The organism is Eikenella sp. NML120348, from assembly GCF_001648435.1.
Classification (GTDB): domain Bacteria; phylum Pseudomonadota; class Gammaproteobacteria; order Burkholderiales; family Neisseriaceae; genus Eikenella; species Eikenella exigua.
The window spans coordinates 263802-279014 of the sequence record NZ_LXSP01000003.1 but is presented as its reverse complement, the minus strand read 5'-3'; the positions used below and the strand labels follow the sequence as shown (position 1 = coordinate 279014).

Genomic DNA, 15213 nt, shown 5'->3' with positions numbered 1-15213 from the left:
AGATTTCAGGTAGCCTCTAAATCAGGGCGGGCGGTAAACTGGGCGTATCGTGCCAACGTAAAATCAGGCTACCTGAAAACTGTTGCTGCAACATAGTGAAAATAGCCTGCGGCAAGGCCGAAGCCAGTTTCAGGTGGCCTCATTTAAAACTTAAGGGGAACAATATGAATGCCACTTTGGAAGTATGCCAAGCCGACATCACCACGCTGGCGGTGGACGCGATAGTTAATGCTGCCAATTCCTCGCTGTTGGGCGGCGGCGGGGTGGACGGTGCGATACATCGCGCTGCCGGGCCGGAGCTATTGGCCGAGTGCCGCCAGCTGGGCGGCTGCCGCACCGGTGAGGCTAAAATCACACAAGGCTATCGGCTGCCGGCACGCTGGGTGGTGCATACCGTCGGCCCGGTGTGGCGCGGCGGGCAGCATGACGAAGCGAAACTACTGGCCGCAGCCTATACCAATTCTCTATGCCTCGCTGCGGAACAGGGTGCGCAAAGCATTGTTTTCCCCTGTATTAGCACCGGCGTGTATGGCTACCCAGTGCGCGAAGCAGCGAAAATTGCGGTGCGGACGGTGCGCGAAACGCTGCCGCAATGCCCGCAGATAGAGCGCGTGGTGTTTTGTTGTTTTTCGCAGCAAGATGCAGCACTGTACCGGCGATTACTGGAGGCTACCTGAAAAATTTGGGCGGATACGCAGCGCATGTTTGGCAGTAAGCAGGCAAAATCGGGTGTATCGCCAACACGGATTGCTTGGATTGTTGGCGGGAAGTATCGTTTTTGGTGGCTAAATGCAGGTTTTTGGTGTATTTATGGCGAAACTTGCTATAATCGCGGGCGCATTGCGCCAAGCGCAGCGGTTTTTGATAAAATACAGTGTTTTGGTAGCCGGGTTGAACAGCGTTATCACCTAAGGCTATCTGAACAACAGGTGCGCCAAAGCGCACCACCAGAAGACTAACCTTAATAGGAGATTCATCATCGCACAAGAACGCGAAGCACGGATTAACGGCGAAATCCACGCCAAAGAAGTGCGTTTAATCAGCGGCACGGGCGAGCAGCTCGGCATCGTAACCGTGAAAGAAGCCCTGGCCATGGCCGAAGAACAAGATGTGGATTTGGTGGAGATTTCCCCCACTGCCAAACCGCCTGTCTGCAAGCTGATGGACTACGGCAAATATAAATACGAGCAGTCGAAAAAACGCGACGAAGCCAAGAAAAAGCAGAAGCAGGTGCAGATTAAGGAAATCAAATTCCGCCCCGGCACCGACGAAGGCGATTATCAAATCAAAATGCGCAACGTTACCCGCTTCTTGGCCGATGGCGACAAAGTGAAAATCACCCTGCGTTTCCGCGGCCGCGAAATGGCGCACCAACACTTGGGCGCGCAGCTTCTGGAGCGTGTGAAGGCCGATTTGGCCGAAGTGGCCGCTGTGGAACAGTTTCCGAAAATGGAAGGCCGCCAGATGGTGATGATGGTTGCACCTAAGAAGAAGTAACCGTATAATTCGCCGTTTTCCGCTCCGCTGCACGCGGGAAACGGCTTCAATGTTGTGTGTGCGGCATAAAACCGTGGTTTCGGGTATTAAGTGCGGCCTGTCTCAGGCAGCCTCCCGGTGCCTAATCCGATAAACCAATGGAGTTTTCCCATGCCTAAAATGAAAACCAAATCCAGTGCGAAGAAACGCTTCAAAGTGCTGGGCAACGGTGGCATCAAACGCGCCCACGCGTTCAAACGCCACATCCTCACCAAAAAAACCACCAAGAACAAACGCCAGCTGCGCGGCACCGCTATGGTGAACGAGCGCGACGTGGCTTCTGTTCACAAAATGTTGCCCTACGCTTAAAGGAGTCTGAAATATGCCACGCGTAAAACGCGGTGTAACCGCACGTGCCCGTCATAAAAAAGTATTAGTTCTGGCCAAAGGCTATCGCGGCCGTCGTAAAAACGTCTACCGCGTTGCCAAACAGGCGGTGATGAAGGCAGGCCAATATGCCTACCGCGACCGCCGTCAGCGCAAACGCCAGTTCCGCCAACTGTGGATTGCTCGTATCAACGCCGGTGCCCGCCAGCACGGCCTGTCTTACAGCAAATTCATGAACGGCCTGAAACGCGCCGCTATCGAGCTGGACCGCAAAGTATTGGCTGACTTGGCCGTATTCGACAAAGCTGCTTTCGCGCAGCTGGTTAAAAAAGCCAAAGCCGCTTTGGCTTAATGCCTGATTGGAAAAATCGGCCGGAATCTTCCGGCCGATTTTTTATTGTGCTGGAAGTGGAGAGGGCTCTTAGGCTTTTAGTTTCGCAGATAATTGGCCTTGGCTACACCAAGCCGTCGGCCGACCTCGCTGAAGAAACCGTTTTCAGGTAGCCTTTGGGGCAGCGGCCAGCAAAACGAATTGTCCAAAGCCGATCGGCAGCGTATAATCCGTTTTCCTTTATCTGGGGGGCGACCTTGGTTTCGACGGGGGTTGCGAAGCAGATGCGGGCATACCGGGGTCTCAGATTTCCCGTAAAACACTGAATTTAAATAGTCGCAAACGACGAAACTTTCGCATTGGCCGCCTAAGGCCTGCCGTTGCAGCAGTTGGTCAATGGGCTGTGTAGCGTAAGCTACCGCAACGTCATTCTACATTGACTGGTTTCCCGTCGGGTTACTTGGCGGGAAATGAGATTTAAGGTAACTGGCTCCCAAACAGCCTGTCTGTCGGCGGAATGGGGGTGAGATTTTAAGTTGGCAAGACTAAGTATGTAGAACGCTTTGTAGAGGACTTTCGGACGGGGGTTCGATTCCCCCCGCCTCCACCAGATTTCTTTTTGTAAAACTTGTTTGGGCAGCCTTTCGGGCTGCTATTTTTTGTGTGCTTGAAGTGTGTTGGCAGTGTAGAAAGGCTACCTGAAAGTTTCAGGTAGCCTTGATTTGTAGTGGGTTAAAATAAGAATGCTATTGTGCAAGCTCACTAGGTTGTATTGTCTGCGGCTTGCCACTTTATTCCACTCTTATTTTTCCACTATTTGATAAGGTTTTGCTGTGGCTGACCCGTTTCCGTTATGGCAAACTCATCAATGCAGTTTAAAGGATGTGGTTGACTACAGAGATCTTCGGAAATACCGGCCAATTTGGTGAGTACGGCAATTCACGCGCCATTTGTTGCTGTTTTGCCAATAATAATCCACGATGATGCCTTGGTTATCAGTGTAGAAGATGCGGTCTTGGTTTTGGCCGTAGCAGACGTCGCTATAGTAGTTGGTAATGATGGGGCCGTTTTGACTGCTGCCTTCGTATTCACGGCCGCCGTAGGAGTAGTAAGTATAGCGCCAGAGGTAGGCATAGCGATTGTTTCCGGATTTGACCCTACCTCCTGTTGGTTCGACGCCATAGGATTTGATAACGGCATCGATGGGTTTGCCAACAAAGCGTTTCATACGTGTGTCTAGGCTGGCACAGCCGGCAGTGAGGCAAACGAGGCCGGCCAGGAGGGTGGTGCGGCCGATAGAGATTCGGGTGGGTATAATGTGCTTTCTTCATGGTGGAAATGAAAGGCGGAATGATAAAAAAAGGAATGGGCAAGTTGGCAAGAGGCTACCTGAAAACGTTTTATGTTTTTCAGGTAGCCTCTTGGTTGATACACGCTTGGCCTTTAATAATGCGGTGGGATTTCGGCAGCGGGATTAAAGGTTTGGTTGGTGCCGCTACCGTCTTTCTCTTGCAAGCGACCGTAGAGCAGGCGCAGCTGGGCTTGTTGCAAGTCTAAGGCTTGCTGCAAGCGGGCGACAGTGTCGTTCAGGCTGTCGAGCAGGTCGTTTTGTAGGGCGACCTGAATTTCCAGCTCGGCCAGCCGCGCTTCGGTGTCGTTATGCGTCATCACAGCACCATGGCGGCCACCCAGCCTGCGGCCATCAGCGGCAGATTGTAGTGGATGAAGGTGGGGATAACCGAATCGTAGATGTGGTCGTGCTGGCCGTCTACGTTTAGGCCGGAAGTGGGGCCGAGGGTGGAATCGGAAGCAGGCGATCCGGCGTCGCCCAGTGCGCCGGCAGTGCCGATGATGGCTACGGTGGCCATCGGTGAGAAGCCCATGCTGGCGCACAGGGGAACGTAGATGGAGGCAATGATAGGCAGGGTGGAGAAGGAGCTGCCAATGCCCATAGTTACCAACAAGCCAACGGCAAGCATAACCAGGGCAGCCATGCTTTTGTTGCCGGCAAACAGGTTGGCGCTGGTGTCGACCAAGGGTTCGATCTGGCCGGTGGCCTGCATCACTTCGGCAAAGCCCTGGGCGGCAATCATGATGAAGCCGATCATCGCCATCATGCGCAGACCACTGTCGAATACGACATCTACTTCGCGGCGGCGCACCACGCCGGTGGCCATGAATACGCCGAAGCCGACCATTGCGCCTAAGAGCAGCGCATCGCTATACACCAGCTGCACCACAAAGGAAGCCACAATCGCCACCACGGCCACCACGCTGCGGTAGGTGGAAATTTTCGGCGCATTGGCAGCGGCCTGCTCGGAGCTCAAATCCACCTGATTATTGGTGTAGTGGCGCGGTTTGCGGTAGTGGATGAAGGCGAGTAGCAGGCCGGTGAACATACCGGCGGCGGGAATCGCCATGGCTTCCATCACGTTGATGCCCTGCACGTTCATGCCGGCTTTTTGGATGTTGGCCAACAAGATTTGGTTTAAGAAAATCGCGCCAAAGCCATAGGGCAGGAACATATAGGTGGTCACCAAACCAAAGGTGATCACGCAGGCCAGCAGTCGGCGGTCGATTTGCATGCGGTTGAATACGAGCAAAAGCGGCGGCACCACCATCGGGATGAAGGCGATGTGGATCGGGATGATGTTTTGGCTCATAACGCTCATCAGTAAGAGCGCACCAATCAGCCCCCATTTCAGGCCGTTTACGCCGGAAGGGATTTGGTCGCGGCTGGCATTGCCGCCCATTTTGCGCACCACCATGCCAGCCAGCTGATAGGGCAGGCCGGAGTGGGCAATCGCCATGGCAAATGCGCCGAGCATGGCATAGGAGAGAGCAATCTTCGCACCGCCGGCCAAGCCGCTTTGAAAATGGGTAATCACGCCTTTGGTGATGACTTCATGGGTGGCCGGGTCGGTAATATCCGCCAGCGGCAACCCAGCGGCCAGGCCGCCCACAAATGCGCCAATAACCAGGCTCAACACAACGTGTACCCGTGCCGCCGACAAAATCAGCATCACCAGCACAGCCAACACTACGGCATTCATTTTGCTTTCTCCTTTCCTGCGCCTAATCCACATCCGCCAAAAGCAAAAGCCAAAGCCCAATTTCTCCGTTTATTGCCCGATGTGGAGAAATAAGCGCTTTAGCTTTGTGGCCGGATGGACGTTGGCCGCAGATTTATTTCATTAATCGGGAAATGAGTATAACAACGGAAAAAGCGGCAGGCAACAGGCAGATTGATTGGCTGTGAATAAATTTCCCCGCCGATTTAGCAGAATAGTGAAGGCTACCTGAAAAGCAGGAAAGTAGTTTCTGCATAAGCAGAGTTTAGGTGCGGATGAGCGGAAAAGATAATTATCAGCCGGGGAGCAGAGTGGCGTGCTATTTAAATAAGAAAGGCTACCTGAAAAACAGTTGCACTCATTTTTCAGGTAGCCTTCAAGCTGGCGGTATCAATTATCCAGCAAATCAGCCCAGGTTTCCGGCTGTGTCCACACAATGCGCGGTACTTTCAGGTGGCGGTTGTGTGGCGCATCGTAGAGGCGGTGTTGCCACAGGGGCGGCAGGCTGCCTTCGATAGTCGGTTTGTCGTCGATGAGGATGTCGCCGCGCACCCAGGTTTTGTCTTTGGCGATAATCACGCGCCGTGTCCATCCTGCGCCCAAGTGTTGTTCCACCCAGGCGATTTTCTCGCCGGCGCAGTAGCGGTATTGGTTTACCGGCGCGGTACAGATGCGCACGTCGTGGCCGGCAGCCAAAAGGGCGTGGGCAGCTTCCATTGCGCCGGGCATTGGCGGCAGGCTTTCGAAGAAACCGACTGCGCCGTAGAGTTCGGTCGCGTGCGGGCGCAGGTGCTCGGGCAGGCGGTCGCGGATGTAGAAAATGTGTTCTTTGCCTTCTATCGGCGCGTCTTCGCCGAAGCGACCGCGCCAATGGCGGCGGAATCCGCTTTCAAAGTCGGCGAGCACGTTGTCTTGGTCGAGCAGGATGAGCATGGTGGGCTTTCTGTGGTGTGTTGGGATGAGGCTGGCTGAAAAGTTGGTAGCTCGATTATAAGGGTTTATCGGGCATCTAGGTTTGGGCTGTTAATTTTCAAACGCTAATGCCAGGATGCCTGAATTTGTGGCATTGTCTGTTGGGCTGAAAAGGCTACCTGAAATTTCAGGTAGCCTTTGTTCTGTTTGCCCTAATCAATCCGGTAGTGCAGCAATCGATAGGCATGGCGGATTTTAGGAAATAGGCGCATGAGCCAGTAGTTGAGGCCGATGTCTTTGGCTTCGGGGAAATCGGTCATGCGTTTGGCAGACACAAGATGGAGGTTGGCGGCCCAGCTTTCCATTTGACGGTCGTCGTCGCAGGCGAAATCGAAGCGGGCGCGGGCGTGTTTGAGGGCGTCGTGTTGGTCGGAATGCTTCACCATAAACGTGCCGGCCACGTCGAAGGCGATTTCGCCGCGGAAGCGTTGGGCAAGCTGTTGGAACAGTTCGCGCACTTGGGCTTCGGCAAAATACATCAGCACGCCTTCGAGGATAAAGAACACGGGGGCGGCGGGGTGGCTTTGGCGCAGCTGTTCCATCCAGTCAGTGTCGAATGCGGAGGCGGGGATGAAGGTTTCGTTGGCTTGCGGCGGCAGCAGTGTTTCGCGCAGGGCGATGACGTCGGGCAGGTCGAGCTGGTAGAAAGGGGTATGGTCGGCGGTACTGCCGAGCCGCTCGCGGCGGCTGTCGAGCCCGCAGCCGAGGATGGCAACGATGCCTTCTGGGTATCGGCGGATGAAGTCGGCGGCCACTTGGTCGAAGTAGCGGGCGCGCAGGGCTGTGCCTACGCGGCTGTTGCGGGCAGTGCGGAATCGGGCGAAGTCGTAGTCGATTTGCGGCACAAGGCGCAGGGCGGCGAGGTCGTTCAGTATCGGCCGGCTTTGCTGTGCATCGAGGTATTTCATGTAGAGCGGAATCAGCAGGGTTTCGCTGACGGTGTTTTGGATTTTTAGCATAGCATCTCTCCTGAACTGGGCTGCCTGCAGGCGTTTCCTTAAACGGAGATTTGAGCTGTATAGAAACTGGGTTGCAGCTCTGCTTTCAGGTAGCCTGTTGGACTAAATAGAAATGAGAATCTTGCAGAAGAGATTGTACACCCGAATAAGCAGCTTGAGATGATGTGAAAGGCTACCTGAAAGCCAAAAAGCCGCTTATCCAGATAGATTGAAGTTAGCTATATGGGGAGAGCACCGGCTGCTTCGTGCTGTTTCCAGGTAGCCTTCTGCTTGAAAACCAAGCCAAACCGCCCAACTAGCAAAGTGTTGCTGATGCGGCAACTGCGCGTATACCGAATACACCTGCCGCTTCAGGCTACCTGAAACTCACACCCCGAAAGGAATCCAACATGAACCCCGTCTTCCAGCCCTACACCTTCAACAACGGCGCCACTGTTCCCAACCGCCTCGCCGTCGCCCCCTTGACCCATTTTTCCTCCGATGAAAACGGCCATATTACCGACCAAGAGCGCACGTTTTTGCAAAACCGCTTCAACGGTTTCGGCCTGTTTATCACCGCCGCCACGCTGGTGCAGGCTAACGGCAAAACCTTTAACGGCCAGCCATACGCCATCAATGAGGACGACCTGCCCAGCCTGCGCGAAGTAGCCCAAATCGCCCAAGCGCAAGGCGCGAAAGCCATCTTGCAAATCCACCACGGCGGCAAACTCGCCCCCAAAGAACTTTGCGGCGACATCGTCGCTCCGTCCGTCGATGAGACCACGGGCGCGCGCGAACTGACCACCGCCGAAATCGAACAGCTCATTGCCGCCTATGCCAATGCCGCCACCCTCGCGGTGCAGGCCGGATTTGACGGCGTGGAAATCCACGGCGCAAACGCTTACCTGCTGCAACAATTCGTGTCCGCCCAAACTAACCGCCGCACCGACGAATGGGGCGGCAGTCTGCACAACCGCCTGCGCTTCCCGCTGGCCGTGGTCGATGCCGTGGCCGCCGCCGTCAAAGCGCACGCCAAACCCGACTTCATCTTGGGCTACCGATTCTCGCCCGAAGAGCCGGGCGAGCAGGGCATCACCATGGCGGAAACCTTCGCCCTTGTGGACGCGTTGGTGCAAAAACCGCTGCAATATCTGCATGTTTCCCTGCACGATTTCTACAAAAAAGCCCGACGCGGCGCAGACCTCCATCGCGCCCGTATGGAACTGCTGCACGAACGCATCGCCGGCCGCCTGCCCTTAATCGGCGTGGGCAACCTTTACACCGGCAGCGACATCGCCAAGGCGTTTAATACCGGCTGGGCGGAGTTTATCGCGCTGGGCAAAACCGTGATGATTAACCCCGATTTGGCCGACTTAGTGCGCGAAAACCGCGATACCGACATCCAAACCGCACTCGATCCCGACCGTGCCGACCACCACCGCCTGCCCGATCTGTTGTGGCAACGTTGCCTGACCAACTCGCCGTGGTTGCCGCCGGTGAAAGGGATGGAACATCAGATTGTGGATATTTGAGCGTTTCAGGCGGCCTTTAGAAGCTGAGGGCTGTTTGAAAAATAGCAAAAGCAGCCTGCACTTGAGAAATTCAAGGTGCAGGCTGCTTTTCCATATTTTCAGGTAGCCTCAAACGCGCATCAAAGCAATGCCCTTCTCACCGCCTCCTGTCCTTGTGGGTCCAGCCGCAGGAATTGGTGGATGATGCGTTCGGCATCGGGTGCGTCGGCGGTAGAAAACAGCGATTGCACGTAATCGTTTGCAGGCTGCTTTTTGATGGCTTCGGGCGTGCCGATTTGTACCAGTTGGCCGTTGTGCATCACGCCGATGCGGCAGGCGAGTTTCAGGGCTTCCTGCATATCGTGGGTTACGAACACGATGGTGGTGCCGAATTTCTGGTGAATCATGGCGATTTGGTCTTGCAGCACGGTGCGCACCAGCGGGTCGAGCGCGGAAAACGGTTCGTCCATCAGCAGCACCTGGGGTTTGGCGGCAATGGCTCGCAAAATGCCGATGCGCTGCTGTTCACCGCCGGAAAGTTCGTGCGGGTAGCGGTCGCGGTAGTGCGCGGGGTCGAGTTCCACCAGTTCCAATAACTCATTCACACGCGTTTTGCGTTCTGCTTTCGGCCACCCCAGTACGTCTGGCATGAGTTCGATGTTTTCCGCCACAGTCATAGTGGGAAAAAGCGCGATTTGCTGCAATACATAGCCGATTTGGTGGCGCAGCTGGCGGATGTTGTAGTCTTTAATTCGTTTGCCGTGCAGATAAACGTTGCCGTCGGTCGGTTCAATCAGCGCGTTAATCATGCGCAAAGTGGTGGATTTGCCGCTGCCCGAACCGCCCACCAACACGAAAAATTCGCCCTGATAAATGGTCAAATCCAAATCGCGCACGGCATATTTGCCGTCATAGTGCTTGCCTGCGCCGCGAAATTCGATAAACGGGACAAGATTATTTTGCATATTGCGCCTTTACTACATCTTCAAAATTAAGCGGTGCACGTTCCAACAATTTCGGCAGGTCGTCTGAAACGGCGGCAAGTTCGCCTTTTACAATGGCGGTGTAAGTGGAAACCCACGCTTCAATCTGCCAATCGGGCGTGTCAGGGTACGCGGCTTTGCGGCTGGCGAAGGCTTCTTCTAGGGTTTCGTTGTAGTAGCGGTGCGGTTTGCCGGTGATTTCGGTTAAGACGGCGGCTATTTCAGCAAAACTTAATGATTGAGAACCGGTTAGCGTGTAGGTCTGATTGTCGTGGCGGTGGTTGCCGCATGCGATGTCGGCGATGACGTTTGCCGCCGCTTGGGCGACATCGCGCTGCGAAACGCAGGCAACGCGCCCATCGTCGGCAGGGCCTGCGATGATGCCGTCTGTGTTGGTAATCGTTGCCATCATCTCGCTGTAAAAATTGTCGCGCAGAAAGGTGTAGCGCATATTTGTTTGCCGGATTGAATTTTCGGTAACCGCATGGGTACGCGCTAGCGTGAAGGTGCTGTCCAACGCCGCTTGTGCAAAAGAGAGATAGACAATGTGCTTCACGCCCGCTTCCGAAGCAGCCTGCACCAAAGTCAAATGCTCCTGCTCGCGTGTTGGGCTTTCGGCGGCAGACACCATAAACAGCACGTCCACCCCGTTTAACGCCTGCTTGGCAAGCTCCAAATCGCCATAGGCAAACCGTCGCGCTTCGCAGTTCGGCAGGTCGGGCGCTTTGGCGGGGTTGCGCAGCGGCAGGATAAGCGGCAGGCCGCGTGTGTTTAGATGACGGGCGACCATGCCGCCGATGTTGCCGCTGGCGCCTGTGATGGCTAGATTCATGGTGTTTTCCTTATGCGTTTTCAAAAGTGATGGCTTTGCCGTTTGCAGGGTTTCTGTCAAACCATGTGCAGGCTGCTTTTTGGGTTTCAGGTAGCCTTATTCGTTCACCACCACCACTTTCCCAAATCCGTCCGTGCTTTGTAAAAAACGGTGGGCTTCGGGAACTTGTTCCAATGCAAACACGCGTTCAATTAAGATTTTCACATTAAACTGCCGGATATAGTCAAACATCGCATCCAGCTTGGCTTGCGACACATTGCCCGAATAAAAGGCGGTGAGATAGCTGTTGTTTTTGAGTTCGATAATCGGCTCAAAATCGTTCACGTACCATATGTTACCAAGCTGCCCCGTATTGCAAACGATGCCGTGTTCGTTGATGTGGGAGAAGGAATCACGCAAAGTTGCCGGCCCGACCAATTCCAGAATTTTGTCGTAGCTTTGGTCAGTTTGCAGTTTGCCATCGGCTTCAGTAATCACTTCGTCAAATCCGACCGCTTGCAAACGGGTAGCTTTGACAGGATTACGCGTTGAACCATGCAGTACGACATGCGGAAACTGCGCTTTAAGCAGCTGTGCAAAGGCTACGCCCACGCCGCTGCCTGCACCACGTACCAGCACACGATCTTGCGGCGCGATACGAAGCTGCTGCAATGAGCCGAATGCGGTGTAGTAGGTTTCGGGAATTGCGGCAAGGGTTGTCCAATCCAAGTCGGTATGAACGGGGTAAATTTGCTCGTTGGGTAGCAACACATATTCGGCGTAGCTACCGTCAAAGGCGCGCCCCATTTCGCCCATAATAGAGACGACCTTTTGTCCGACCGCCAGCGCGGGCGTGGAACTTTGCGCCACTTCGCCCACACATTCAATGCCCAAGATGCGCGGAAATTGGACGGATGGCGATTTGCCTTCGCGTGTGAAAATCTCGGAATGGTTGATGCCGAAGCCTTTAATTTTTACCAGTGACCAACCCTCTTTAGATATCAGGTGTTGGCACGTCTTGATAAATCAGTTGTTCTGGACCGCCGGCTTGGTAGATTTTTACGGCTTTCATAATACCTCCCTAAGAATCTGATGCTTTCAGGTAGCCTGCTACCAATTTCACTTTCCTAACAACCCATTTTTCTCCAAATAATCCCGCGCCACGTTTTCCGCGCTTTCGCCTTGCACTTTTACGCGGTAGTTCATCTCGCTCATTTCCTCTTCGCTGATTTTTCCCGCCAGTCGGTTAAGTGCGGTCACAATTTGAGGATTTTTTTCGGCAAATTCTGCTTTCATCAGTGGCGCGCCCTGATAGGCGGGGAATAGGGAAATATCATCTTTCAGCAGGCGCAGCTGGTATTGCTTCAATTCGGCATCGGTGGAAAAGGCTTCCACCAGGTCGATTTTGTCGTTCAGCAGCGCCGTATAGCGCAGGGCAGGTTCTAGGCTAACAATATGTTTTAGCGTGATACCGGCAGCCTGCATGCCTTTGTAGCCGTCTGCTCGGTCGGTAAATTCCAGTGAGAAACCTGCCCGAATATCGGGCGCAACCTGCTTTAAGTCGCTGATGGCATTCAGTTGGTGCACCGCGCCGTAGCTTTCTTTAACTGCCAACGCATAAGTGTTCTGATAAGACATAGGCGGCAGAAACTCTAACTGATATTGTTCCGCCAATAATTGTTTGCCCAGTCGATAGGTTTCATCGGGCGACAGATGGCGGTTTTTCTGTTCAGGTGGTACTTGTACTAAGGCTTCCAACACTGTGCCGGTGAATTCGGGATAAATGTCAATTTTACCGCTTTTCAGTGCGTTAAACAGGAAGGTGGTTTTGCCGAAATTAGGTTTGACTATGACTTTCACATTCGGATTTTCACGTTCAATCAATAATTTATACATGTTAATCAGAATATCCGGTTCGCTACCCATTTTACCGGCAATCACCACATTTTTTGTGGTAGGCGTAAATGAAATCTGCGACAGACCGAGTGCGCCGAGGCCCACCGCCAATGCCAAAATAATCGGCAACTTGCGTCGCGATTTCTGCAACAGCCCGATAATGCCGCTTACGCTGACAGCCAGTAACGCGGAGAGCAATGCACCGGTAAACGTCATCGTCATGTTGTTGCGGTCGATACCGAGCAGAATCAGGTTACCCAAGCCGCCTGCGCCAATTAACGCCGCCAGTGTTGCCGTGCCAACAATCAGCACTGCCGCTGTGCGGATGCCCGAAATCATGGCAGGCAACGCCATCGGTAGCTCAATCCGCCATAGCGACTGCCAACGTGATAGCCCGAATGCCGTGTACGCATCTTGAATCGATTGGTCGATTTGGGTCAGCCCCAAATAGGTATTTTGAAAAATCGGCAACAGCGCGTATAGCGTGAGCGCAATCAAGACGGGCGGTGATCCAATGCCGACAAACGGGATCAGCAAACCCAGCAGTGCCAAAGACGGGATGGTTTGCAATATATTGGTGAACTGCAATACCGCTTCCGCTGCCCGCTGTCTGCGCGCAAACAACACGGCGGCAGGCACCGCAATTGCCACTGCCGCGAACAAAGCCAGTCCGGAAAGCCATAAATGTGTGAGCAGCATTTGCCAGAGTTCGGCAGGGGAGAAGGGAAGGGATGAGGGCATGGGGTTTGGCCGTGTTGGTGATTAGTGGATTGAATGGTATAGGGGTTTTTAGCATGTGACAAGGAATGGCGGTGTGAAGGCGGAGGTGGGAAAAGCAGCCTGCACTTTGCGAATTCGAAGTGCAGGCTGCTTTTTAGGTTTTCAGGTAGCCTTTATTAGGCGATATAGGCTTTATCTACGCGTTTCTCTTTGCTATTCAAACATCCCCAGCACCTCTTCCAACAGTTCAACGCGCCATGTTTCGTTGGCAGGATTGTCCAACGCGGTAGAGAGGGCGGCATATGCTTTGTCTGCACGTACGCCTTCTATTTTTTCAATTTTGTCGAGAATGCCCGTTGCTTCATGCGCCATTTCGAAATTGCCGTCAATCAGCCAGCCAATGGCTTTCTCAAACAAAGGCTCTGCCGGATAGTTTGCCAAGGCATAAATCAGCGTACCGCGAACTTTGGTGTATTCCGCGCTGTCTAGTGCGGCCAAAATCAACGGGTAGATTTCCCGATTACGTTGTTCGGCAAGGTCTAAAATCAGTGGGATTTTGTCCCGCAGCGGGGTTTGCGGATTTTTGATTTGTTCAATCAATTCGTTATTGCTCATTTTATTTTCAGAACCACCTTGTTCATCATTGATAAAGGCTACCTGAAAGCCTATCACACCTGCCCAGCAATAATTATCCAAACAAATGCCAGCCCCGCTGCCGATATCATCACAAATAACAGCCAGACAGCAATCGCTTCACGGCGTTCCTTTCAAATCGGGGTTTGGGTGCTGCTATGGTTGGATACGTTTATAATCTCGGGATAAAAAAACGATATAAGTGCATAATGGATAAACGAATCCAAACAAATAGCAGGTGAAATAAGGCATCCATCCCCCTTCTTTATTAAGAATATATATCGAAAAACAAATACTAAATAAACAGAAAAAACTTAGGGGGTAAAGCCATTTCATTCCCCTATTCCAAAATCTGGCCAAGATAGGTATTTTATATTCTATAAAAAAGAAAGGCATATCTAAGGGAAACATGTCAGATAAAAACTTTTGTTTATTTTTTACTATAGATAGAACCCTACTTCTCAAGAGAAAACCATTAATAACACCAGTTGCCGTTATTAATATATAGAGAATAGTATAGGTATGAATAATCTTCATTAAACAAAAAGTGGAGGCGGCAGATAAATTACATACGATAAATTGGAATATAAAATATTTACGGTCTAAACCTTGTTCGGTTGCAATTTTTTTAAAGTTGCCTTGAGCAAAAAAATGAAAAGAATCCATCGACTATCCTTTAAAATAAAAACTGAACGATATCGAACGTATATAAAGTATTATTCATAATTTATTTAAAACAGCAGCCGTAGGTCGGATACTTATATCCGACAAACCGTTATGCCGAACATATCGGATTCGAGAATCTGATTTACGACTGCTGTTTTTCGTGTTTCCATGCTCAAAAATACCTAATATTGTTTATATTGTTTGGAAATTTTGTTAAAACGCTGCTTTCAGACGGCCTCTGCAAAGTGCAGGCTGCTTTCCTGTGTTTGGAAGATGCAAAAAGCAGCCTGCACTTTGGTTTACAACCCCAATTCCCCCCCAAATCTCATCAATTTTAGCCGTAACCGTAGGGTCTTTTTTAATCACCCGTCCCCATTCGCAGTCGGTTTCTCCCGGCCATTTGTTGGTCGCGTCCAAACCCATTTTGCTGCCAAGTCCGCTGACGGGTCTGGCAAAGTCGAGATAGTCGATGGGGCATTTTCACCACATTCGATGCCATGCTCTAAATGTCTTTCAACAGTGGCAGTTTGGAAAACGCGTCTTTGATGCCCTTGGGCGGCTCGGGTTCTTTTAGATACGCCAGTATCTTCCCGATTTCGCGCAACTTGGACACGCTGTCCGTACCCATGCCCGTCGCCACGTGTTCGGGCGTGCGTCGGGCTTAATCGAGTTTTCAAACAGCAACACCAACCTTTCGGCGCGCAGCATGCGGTCGGCGATTTCAGCCATTTCCAAATGCAGGGAAACGGGATGGGCGAAATGCTTGAGTTTGCTCTACTGCTCAAGCATGAAGATAAAGTCGCGTAGGTTATTTCATT

General features: G+C 52.6%; 18 protein-coding genes, 1 other RNA gene and 1 pseudogene. 6 read left to right on the top strand and 14 right to left on the bottom strand.

What is annotated here, in order from left to right; all coding sequences use genetic code 11:
- The first annotated feature begins 164 nt into the window (after nt 1-164).
- On the top strand, nt 165-677 hold the full coding sequence (locus A7P99_RS06565) for an O-acetyl-ADP-ribose deacetylase (protein WP_067447537.1): 513 nt from the start codon (nt 165-167) through the stop codon (nt 675-677).
- On the opposite strand, the gene A7P99_RS06560 is transcribed toward A7P99_RS06565, so the two are convergent.
- Nucleotides 670-1020, bottom strand: a complete 351-nt coding sequence (locus tag A7P99_RS06560; RefSeq protein ID WP_156499709.1) for a hypothetical protein — start codon at nt 1018-1020, stop codon at nt 670-672. The genes A7P99_RS06565 and A7P99_RS06560 overlap by 8 nt on opposite strands.
- Between A7P99_RS06560 and infC the strand changes: the two genes are divergently transcribed.
- The 4 genes from infC to ssrA all read left to right on the top strand — a co-directional run bounded on the left by infC (nt 976) and on the right by ssrA (nt 2804).
- Nucleotides 976-1497, top strand: coding sequence for a translation initiation factor IF-3 (gene infC, locus A7P99_RS06555; RefSeq protein ID WP_082880675.1), 522 nt, complete (start codon nt 976-978; stop codon nt 1495-1497). The two genes, A7P99_RS06560 and infC, sit on opposite strands and share 45 nt — an antisense overlap.
- A gap of 150 nt (nt 1498-1647) precedes the next feature.
- Nucleotides 1648-1845, top strand: coding sequence for a 50S ribosomal protein L35 (gene rpmI / locus A7P99_RS06550; RefSeq protein ID WP_003823953.1), 198 nt, complete (start codon nt 1648-1650; stop codon nt 1843-1845).
- 13 nt (nt 1846-1858) lie between these two features.
- Entirely contained in the window at nt 1859-2215 is a 357-nt protein-coding gene (gene rplT, locus A7P99_RS06545; RefSeq protein ID WP_067528203.1) for a 50S ribosomal protein L20, read from the top strand.
- Nucleotides 2216-2441: 226 nt separating this feature from the next.
- Nucleotides 2442-2804, top strand: a transfer-messenger RNA (tmRNA) gene (gene ssrA / locus A7P99_RS06540).
- A gap of 282 nt (nt 2805-3086) precedes the next feature.
- On the opposite strand, the gene A7P99_RS06535 is transcribed toward ssrA, so the two are convergent.
- The 5 genes from A7P99_RS06535 to A7P99_RS06515 all read right to left on the bottom strand — a co-directional run bounded on the left by A7P99_RS06535 (nt 3087) and on the right by A7P99_RS06515 (nt 7196).
- On the bottom strand, nt 3087-3422 hold the full coding sequence (locus A7P99_RS06535) for a hypothetical protein (RefSeq protein WP_231863725.1): 336 nt from the start codon (nt 3420-3422) through the stop codon (nt 3087-3089).
- Nucleotides 3423-3637: 215 nt separating this feature from the next.
- The gene (locus A7P99_RS06530; RefSeq protein ID WP_067447543.1) at nt 3638-3862 is read right to left on the bottom strand and encodes a SlyX family protein; all 225 of its coding nucleotides are present in this window, start codon (nt 3860-3862) and stop codon (nt 3638-3640) included.
- Nucleotides 3862-5247, bottom strand: a complete 1386-nt coding sequence (locus A7P99_RS06525) for a Na+/H+ antiporter family protein (protein ID WP_067687018.1) — start codon at nt 5245-5247, stop codon at nt 3862-3864. Before A7P99_RS06525 ends, A7P99_RS06530 begins: the two co-directional genes overlap by 1 nt.
- A 408-nt stretch (nt 5248-5655) precedes the next feature.
- On the bottom strand, nt 5656-6198 hold the full coding sequence (locus A7P99_RS06520; RefSeq protein ID WP_067528336.1) for a 5'-3'-deoxyribonucleotidase: 543 nt from the start codon (nt 6196-6198) through the stop codon (nt 5656-5658).
- A gap of 191 nt (nt 6199-6389) precedes the next feature.
- Complete coding sequence (locus tag A7P99_RS06515; RefSeq protein ID WP_067687015.1) at nt 6390-7196, bottom strand: class I SAM-dependent methyltransferase; 807 nt, start codon at nt 7194-7196, stop codon at nt 6390-6392.
- 389 nt (nt 7197-7585) lie between these two features.
- On the opposite strand from A7P99_RS06515, the gene A7P99_RS06510 reads away from it, so the two are divergent.
- Nucleotides 7586-8707 (top strand): NADH-dependent flavin oxidoreductase, encoded by a 1122-nt coding sequence (locus A7P99_RS06510; RefSeq protein ID WP_067528340.1) that lies wholly within the window; start codon nt 7586-7588, stop codon nt 8705-8707.
- Between the two features lie 119 nt (nt 8708-8826).
- On the opposite strand, the gene A7P99_RS06505 is transcribed toward A7P99_RS06510, so the two are convergent.
- From A7P99_RS06505 to A7P99_RS09715, 8 genes and pseudogenes are all read right to left on the bottom strand, one after another.
- Entirely contained in the window at nt 8827-9651 is an 825-nt protein-coding gene (locus A7P99_RS06505; protein WP_067447552.1) for an ABC transporter ATP-binding protein, read from the bottom strand.
- Entirely contained in the window at nt 9641-10501 is an 861-nt protein-coding gene (locus tag A7P99_RS06500; RefSeq protein WP_067528341.1) for an SDR family oxidoreductase, read from the bottom strand. The genes A7P99_RS06505 and A7P99_RS06500 overlap by 11 nt, the downstream gene beginning before the upstream one ends.
- Before the next feature lie 96 nt (nt 10502-10597).
- Entirely contained in the window at nt 10598-11422 is an 825-nt protein-coding gene (locus tag A7P99_RS06495) for a zinc-binding dehydrogenase (RefSeq protein WP_231866523.1), read from the bottom strand.
- A 177-nt stretch (nt 11423-11599) separates the two neighbouring features.
- Nucleotides 11600-13117 carry an ABC transporter permease/substrate-binding protein gene (locus A7P99_RS06490; protein WP_067447558.1) on the bottom strand — a complete coding sequence of 506 codons (1518 nt, stop codon included), beginning with the start codon at nt 13115-13117 and terminating at the stop codon, nt 11600-11602.
- A gap of 192 nt (nt 13118-13309) precedes the next feature.
- Entirely contained in the window at nt 13310-13711 is a 402-nt protein-coding gene (locus A7P99_RS06485) for a hypothetical protein (RefSeq protein ID WP_067447560.1), read from the bottom strand.
- A 174-nt stretch (nt 13712-13885) separates the two neighbouring features.
- Nucleotides 13886-14395: a hypothetical protein gene (locus A7P99_RS06480; RefSeq protein ID WP_067528345.1), complete on the bottom strand. Its 510-nt coding sequence runs from the start codon at nt 14393-14395 to the stop codon at nt 13886-13888.
- Nucleotides 14396-14608: 213 nt separating this feature from the next.
- Nucleotides 14609-14812, bottom strand: a complete 204-nt coding sequence (locus A7P99_RS10245; protein WP_197481761.1) for a hypothetical protein — start codon at nt 14810-14812, stop codon at nt 14609-14611.
- Between the two features lie 88 nt (nt 14813-14900).
- A pseudogene (locus tag A7P99_RS09715) lies at nt 14901-15184 on the bottom strand (3-octaprenyl-4-hydroxybenzoate decarboxylase); the annotation flags it as partial.
- Between the last annotated feature and the right edge of the window lie 29 nt (nt 15185-15213).

Coding starts and splice junctions, on each gene's coding strand:
- A7P99_RS06565 (WP_067447537.1), top strand. CDS start 165: ATGAATGCCACTTTGGAAGTATGCCAAGCCGACATCACCACGCTGGCG.
- rpmI (WP_003823953.1), top strand. CDS start 1,648: ATGCCTAAAATGAAAACCAAATCCAGTGCGAAGAAACGCTTCAAAGTG.
- rplT (WP_067528203.1), top strand. CDS start 1,859: ATGCCACGCGTAAAACGCGGTGTAACCGCACGTGCCCGTCATAAAAAA.
- A7P99_RS06535 (WP_231863725.1), bottom strand. CDS start 3,422: ATGAAACGCTTTGTTGGCAAACCCATCGATGCCGTTATCAAATCCTAT.
- A7P99_RS06530 (WP_067447543.1), bottom strand. CDS start 3,862: ATGACGCATAACGACACCGAAGCGCGGCTGGCCGAGCTGGAAATTCAG.
- A7P99_RS06525 (WP_067687018.1), bottom strand. CDS start 5,247: ATGAATGCCGTAGTGTTGGCTGTGCTGGTGATGCTGATTTTGTCGGCG.
- A7P99_RS06520 (WP_067528336.1), bottom strand. CDS start 6,198: ATGCTCATCCTGCTCGACCAAGACAACGTGCTCGCCGACTTTGAAAGC.
- A7P99_RS06515 (WP_067687015.1), bottom strand. CDS start 7,196: ATGCTAAAAATCCAAAACACCGTCAGCGAAACCCTGCTGATTCCGCTC.
- A7P99_RS06510 (WP_067528340.1), top strand. CDS start 7,586: ATGAACCCCGTCTTCCAGCCCTACACCTTCAACAACGGCGCCACTGTT.
- A7P99_RS06505 (WP_067447552.1), bottom strand. CDS start 9,651: ATGCAAAATAATCTTGTCCCGTTTATCGAATTTCGCGGCGCAGGCAAG.
- A7P99_RS06500 (WP_067528341.1), bottom strand. CDS start 10,501: ATGAATCTAGCCATCACAGGCGCCAGCGGCAACATCGGCGGCATGGTC.
- A7P99_RS06490 (WP_067447558.1), bottom strand. CDS start 13,117: ATGCCCTCATCCCTTCCCTTCTCCCCTGCCGAACTCTGGCAAATGCTG.
- A7P99_RS06485 (WP_067447560.1), bottom strand. CDS start 13,711: ATGAGCAATAACGAATTGATTGAACAAATCAAAAATCCGCAAACCCCG.
- A7P99_RS06480 (WP_067528345.1), bottom strand. CDS start 14,395: ATGGATTCTTTTCATTTTTTTGCTCAAGGCAACTTTAAAAAAATTGCA.